The sequence below is a fragment of the Acutalibacter sp. genome (assembly GCF_056800975.1).
Genome location: NZ_JBQISV010000004.1, coordinates 51,059 through 57,138, shown reverse-complemented (window position 1 = coordinate 57,138; position 6,080 = coordinate 51,059). Strand labels below are relative to the sequence as shown.

6 protein-coding genes and 1 tRNA gene are annotated in these 6,080 nt (G+C 57.9%); 1 reads left to right on the top strand and 6 read right to left on the bottom strand.

All coding sequences use genetic code 11. The annotated features are described in order from the left end of the window. Window positions 1-192 (top strand): hypothetical protein (locus ACTO5E_RS01145; RefSeq protein WP_482300831.1); only part of this gene is annotated, 192 nt, incomplete at its 5' end. Window positions 193-205: 13 nt separating this feature from the next. On the opposite strand, the gene ACTO5E_RS01140 is transcribed toward ACTO5E_RS01145, so the two are convergent. From ACTO5E_RS01140 to ACTO5E_RS01115, 6 genes are all read right to left on the bottom strand, one after another. Continuing rightward, window positions 206-1,501 carry an FAD-dependent oxidoreductase gene (locus tag ACTO5E_RS01140; RefSeq protein WP_482300830.1) on the bottom strand — a complete coding sequence of 432 codons (1,296 nt, stop codon included), beginning with the start codon at window positions 1,499-1,501 and terminating at the stop codon, window positions 206-208. A gap of 292 nt (window positions 1,502-1,793) precedes the next feature. Next, window positions 1,794-1,868, bottom strand: a tRNA-Arg gene (locus ACTO5E_RS01135). Window positions 1,869-2,071: 203 nt separating this feature from the next. Then, complete coding sequence (locus tag ACTO5E_RS01130) at window positions 2,072-2,575, bottom strand: P-loop NTPase family protein (protein ID WP_482300828.1); 504 nt, start codon at window positions 2,573-2,575, stop codon at window positions 2,072-2,074. 43 nt (window positions 2,576-2,618) lie between these two features. Then, window positions 2,619-4,115, bottom strand: coding sequence for a glycerol kinase GlpK (glpK, locus tag ACTO5E_RS01125; protein WP_482300826.1), 1,497 nt, complete (start codon window positions 4,113-4,115; stop codon window positions 2,619-2,621). A gap of 4 nt (window positions 4,116-4,119) precedes the next feature. After that, complete coding sequence (locus tag ACTO5E_RS01120; RefSeq protein ID WP_482300825.1) at window positions 4,120-4,887, bottom strand: sugar phosphate isomerase/epimerase family protein; 768 nt, start codon at window positions 4,885-4,887, stop codon at window positions 4,120-4,122. 4 nt (window positions 4,888-4,891) lie between these two features. After that, a complete protein-coding gene (locus ACTO5E_RS01115) occupies window positions 4,892-6,067 on the bottom strand; it encodes an LL-diaminopimelate aminotransferase (RefSeq protein ID WP_482300823.1) in 1,176 nt (391 codons plus the stop codon). Window positions 6,068-6,080: the final 13 nt, after the last annotated feature.

Here is a 6,080-nt window from a genome sequence, read left to right as displayed (position 1 = left end):
GATGTCGGTGGGGAGCTCTCTCTGGAGAGATGCCCCAGCCTTTCCTGTAATTTTTACCTTAATCATTTGATGCACCTTCTTTCAGAAAATAAAAAAGCCGACCGCTTGTTTTGGAGATTGCGCCCCAGCGACCGGCTATGTAAAAAATGCAAAAAGCCAGCAGAATTTCTCCCGCTGGCCAGCTTGTATTGAAATCAATTGTTCATTATATTTTCTTATCATCTGTCGCAGGATTATCGATCAGCGCCCCATCCTCGCTAAATCGAGACCCGTGGCAAGGGCAGTCCCAGCTATGCTCAGCGGCGTTGTACTTCAGCGCACAGCCCATATGGGGGCAGCGGGGGACAGTAGGGGTCAGCAGGCTGATCACAGATTCCCACGCATTGACCGCCAGCTGTGGGCGGAGAATCCTCCGGGAGGGTTGAAATACAGGAGCGTATGTGCTTTTCCTGCCTAACACCAGGTCTGTCAACAGAATGGCGGAAACCATGGAAGAGGTCATGCCCCATTTGTTGAAACCGGTGGCAACATAGAGGCCGGGCGTGCCTTTGGCATACTGCCCAATATAGGGCATACCGTCCAGGCTCATACAGTCCTGAGTGGCCCACTTAGCCGCAATTCGAGTCTGAGGATAATTTTTCCGGGCAAATTTCTCTAAACCTTTCCAACCTCCGGGCTTGCCGGTACGATGGTTGCCGCCGCCCAACAGCAGAAGCCCCTGATAGTTCCGGAAAGACAGGCCCCCCTCCTGCTCGTCCACATACATCCCGCCTGCATCCGGCGCGCCCTCCAGGGCCAGCACATAGGAGCGCTGCTGGTACAGCTTCATAAAATATCCGCCGTGCTTATTGAGAATGGGGAAATGGGTGGCTATGATGATCTTCTTTGCGGAGATGACCCCACCCGTGGTGACCGCCTTGCCGGGCAGAATTTCCAAAACTTTGGTATGCTCAAAAATCCGCAGGCTCTGGGCGGTTGCGCCCAGAAATTTCAGAGGGTGGAACTGTGCCTGACGGGGGAAACGTACTGCACCTGCTATCGGGAAAGGGAGGGGCAGTTCTGTTTCAACCGTGGCCGGGAATCCCAGGCGTTCCAGTGCGGCGGCCTCCCGCTCTATCTTACGCCGGTCGTTCCGGGAATAGACAAAGGAATCCTTTTCCTCAAAATCACAGTCGATCTCCCGGCAGAGCTCCCGGAACCGCTCCACCGCCTCCAGGTTCGCCTGCAGGTAGAGCTTGGCAGTTTCGGCGTCAAATTCACGGATTAGTTTGTCATAGATCAAACCGTGCTGGGAGGTTATCTTCGCCGTAGTGTTTTTTGTGATGCCGCCGCCAATGCGGTCGGCTTCCACCAAAGCGTAATCTATCCCGGCCCGGGCCAGCCCATGGGCGCACAGCACGCCCGCCATCCCTCCGCCGATAATAAGCACATCGGTATGCAGGTCTCTGTCCAAAGGGGCAAACCGGGGCAGCTCTGTTGTTTTTGTCCAGATGGAATCCATCTCATCACCTCGATGGATTTAGGATGGGCAGTCCCATAAAAATTATGTGCTTATTCCTATGGGGCAATCTTATTTTGTGCGCACACAGAGCTTGTCTGCCAAGCTTGACGGTAAATCTTTACCTTGCGCTTTGAGCGAATATCTCTCATGTGAGAGTTCACTTCCTGCCGGAAAGCCAAAAGGCCAAATTTTCATCCGCGTTTTCGCACTTTCGAAATCCAGCCTTTTGAGATGCAAAAAACCGCGTGGTTACGCGGTTTTTTGCCCAAATATTTTTTTGGTTTTATTAGGATGGCACCCCCTGGGGGAATCGAACCCTCAACCCGCCCTTAGGAGGGGCGTATTATATCCATTTAACTAAGGAGGCATAATAAAAATTTTCAGTTGTAAATAGGGCTAAAAAGGGATAACATGAAGTTCTCTTAGGAGGGGCGTATTATATCCATTTAACTAAGGAGGCATAAAATATTGGGTTGTCTTTAGACAGGGAAAGAATTTGCAGCAAAAGAAAACAGACTAGGCCGGTCACACGGCCCTGTCTGTTTATTTTATACCAATCCGGCTGTTTTGTCAATCGTTTTCTGCAATGGCTTTATAGATTTGCTCTACCGTCTGGTCCAGGCTCTGCTCCTGGGTCAGAATGGTCTCGGCAATCATGGGCAGGTAGTCCTTTTCCTGCCACCAGCGGCGCATTTCTGTCTCGCTGAAGTCGTTTCGGTTGGGCTTGGTGCTGTGGCGGCGCAGGGTCTCCTCAAAGGGCAGGTCGTAGTAATAGGCGAATATGTTGGGGCCGTACTCATCTACCGCGGTGTGGAACAGAGGCGCGTAATCTTTTGCCGGCAGGATGCCTTCCAGGATAGAGACCGTTGAATGCCGCCGTCCATATTTCAGCAGCTCGATCATCAGCGGAAGGGATTTCTCCACTCCCTCCCGGCTCCACACATGGAGCACCTGCAGCCGGATCATGTCGTGGGAGATGAGCATGGTGTTGGGCCCGAATTTTTTCTGTAGGGCAATTCCCGCAGAGGTCTTTCCGCTGCCAGAATTGCCCCGGAGAATGATCAGCTTTGGCATGGCGTCTTCCTTTCTCGACTGGGCGGTACCTTTTTCTCCCGGGTCAGTCCTCGGCCCAGCCCCGGCAGCGTTGGACTGCCTTGTGCCAGCGGGCCATGTCCTGGGCGCGGCGTTCCTCCGGGTACTGGGGGGCAAACACCTGGTCCTCCCGCCACAGGGCGGTGAGAGCCTGGGGGCTATCCCACAGGCCCACAGTGAGCCCGGCCATCATGGCGGACCCCAAAGCAGTGGTTTCCAGGCACTGGGGGCGCAGCACCGGCGTACCCAGAATATCCGCCTGATATTGCATGAGAAACCGGCTGCGGGAGGCTCCGCCGTCTACCCGCAGCTCCTTTACTGGTACGCCGGAACCGGCCTCCATGGCCTTTACCAGGTCGCAGCTCTCCAAGGCAATGCTTTCCAGCACAGCCCGGCACAGGTGGGCCCGTTTGGCCCCCCGGGTTACCCCCAGCAGGGCCCCTCGGGCGTACATGTCCCAATAGGGGGCTCCCAGGCCCGTAAAGGCGGGTACAAAGCTGACACCGCCGGCGTCCTCCACAGTTTCGGCCAGCTGGTCGGCCTCCTGGGGGGTCTTGATCAGCTCCAGCTCGTCCCGCAGCCACTGAATGGCTGAGCCCGCGTTAAAGGCGCTGCCCTCCAGGGCGTAGACAGTGCGGCCTTGGAGCTTCCAGGCAACCGTAGTCAGCAGATTGGGGGAGTTTACCGGCTCGCCGCCAGTGTTCATCAGCACAAAGCAACCGGTGCCATAGGTGTTTTTGGCCATGCCCTTGTCAAAGCAGCACTGGCCGAACAGGGCGGCGTGCTGGTCTCCGGCCATGCCCGCAATGGGAATCTCCCTGCCCAGCACATCCGCGCCGCAGCAGCCCACCACCTGGCCGCATTCCACCACCTCCGGCAGGGCGCTGCGGGGGACGCCCAGCTCCTGGAGAAGTCTCTCGTCCCAGCACTGGCGGCGGATGTCGAACAGCATAGTGCGGGAGGCGTTGGACACGTCGGTGACAAAGGCACGGCCCTGGGTGAGGGAGTAGCAGAGCCAGCAGTCAATGGTGCCAAAGCGCAGGCGGCCCTTTGCGGCCAGCTCTCTGGCGGCGGGGACATGCTCCATGATCCACTGCATTTTGGTGCCGGAGAAATAGGGGTCGATGAGCAGGCCGGTGGTCTCCTTTATGTAGCCGCTTAGGCCCGCTGCATGCAGACGCTCGCACTGGGGAGCGGTGCGGCGGCACTGCCAGACAATAGCGTTGCAGATGGGGATGCCCGTGTCCCCGTCCCAGGCCACAGTGGTCTCCCGCTGGTTGGTAATGCTGATGGCCGCAATGTCCGCTGCCGTTACCCCGGCGTTGGCCACTGCCTGGCGCATGGCGTAGAGGGTGGTCTGTAAAATCTGCACTGCGTCGTGCTCTACATAGCCGGGCTGAGGGTAAATCTGCCGGAATTCCTTCTGCCCCATGCCTGCCACGCCCCCCAGGGCGTCAAACAGCACAGCCCGGGAGCTGGTGGTGCCCTGGTCAATGGAGAGGATGTATTTGCCGATTGTCATGGTATCACCGCCTTAATCTTTCTAGTGCGCAGGCCTTTTCAAAGGCCTGGCTCAGGAATTCCTTTATGGTGAGATGTTCATAGCCCCAGTTCATAGGCTCCAGCGACGTGGGGCCGGCGTAGCCTGTGGCGGCAATTTTTTCCATTACCGCCGGCCAGTCAATATGCCCGTCAAAGGGGAGCTGATGCTGGCCCCGGGCCCCGCCGTTGTCGTGAAGATGCAGGGCCATCAGCCTGCTTCCGTATTTTTCCAGCAGATCACCGGCGTGGGGGTCATTGGCATGGTGGCAGCTGTCGTAGCAGAAGCCCACTGTCTCACAGTCTGCCTCCTCTAAGACCCTTGCCAGGTTTTGGGTGTTGAAGATATTTTCCATGGCCACCCGCACCTGATGCTTCTCCGCCAGCTCCACAATGCTTTTTACCCGGTCCATACCCAGGCTGCCCAGCGGGTATGCGTCCCCAGGCAAATGCACCACCATAACAGGCACCTGATGGTGTGCGCAGTCCATGACGCAATTTCGGTAAAGCTCCGCCACCGCCTCGCCTGCCTGGCCGTCGCAGGACAGATCATTCTGCCACTGCACAGGGGTATGGATATTTTCTACCACAAGCCCCGCGTTCCGGGCCCGCCGCACATCCTGCTGGTAGCCGGGGCCCCGGCCAAAGCCGTCGCTCCACCAGAGCATCACCGAGTCAAAGCCCGCGGCTTTGATCAGGCGATAGCGTTGCTGCCAGTCCAGCGCATAGCCGAAAGCATTGTAGACGCCGGGCATTCGCTCACCCCCTCTTGAGACGCTCCATGGCCTCCGCCGTCTTCTCCGCGTCCCCAAAGGCAGAGAGCCGCATGCAGCCCGCGCCGTTTTTGCCAAAGCCCTCGCCGGGGGTGCCTACAATCTCCTTCTCGCCCAGCAGATAGTCGAAATACTCCCAGCTGCCCATGCCGTTGGGACACTGGAACCACACATAGGGGGAGTTTTCGCCCCCGGTGTACCACAGGCCCATGTCCTTCATGGCCTGGACCATTACCTGGGCGTTGCGCTTGTAGTAGGCAATGTTCTCCTGAATCTGCCGCTGGCCCTCAGGACTGAACACCGCCTCCGCCGCCCGCTGGGTGACATAGCTGACGCCGTTGAACTTGCTGCCCTGGCGGCGCTCCCACAGCTGGGCCGCCTGCACGCCGTCTACCTGCAGCTGGGGCTTGATCACCGTATAGCCGCAGCGCATGCCTGTAAAGCCCGCGGTTTTGGAGAGGGAGCCGAACTCAATGGCGCACTTCTCCGCCCCGGGGATGGAGAAGATGCTTCGGGGCAGGCCGGGGCTGACGAAGCACTCGTAGGCCGCGTCAAACAGAATGACCGCCTTCTGTTCCAGGGCATAGTCCACCCAGGCGGTGAGCTGCTCTTTGTTATATACCGCGCCGGTGGGGTTGTTGGGAGAGCACAGGTAGATGATGTCTACCGGATGGCCCTTCTGGGGCATGGGCAGAAAGCCGTTCTCCTTGTTGGCGTCAGCGTAGACAATTTTGCGGCCGGACATGATGTTGGTGTCCACATACACCGGGTACACCGGGTCTGGCACCAGAATGGTGTTGGCATTGTCAAAAATGTCCACAATATTGCCCACGTCGCTTTTGGCCCCGTCGCCCACATAGACCTCTTCGGGCTGCACGTCTACCCCAAAGCTGCCGTAATAGCCCGCAATGGCCTCCCGCAAAAAGGGGTAGCCGCTGCTGTCCGGGGAGTAGCCCCGGAAGGTCTCCTTTTTACCCATCTCGTCAGCGGCCCTGTGCATGGCCTCCACCACCACAGGGGCCAGGGGCAAGGTCACATCCCCAATGCCCATGCGGATGAGCTGGTTGTCCGGGTGGGCGGCAGTGTAGGCGTTTACCTTTTTGGCGATTGTGACGAACAGATAGCTCTGCTCCAAATTCTGAAAATTGGCGTTCAGTTTCATGGGGTCCATCTCC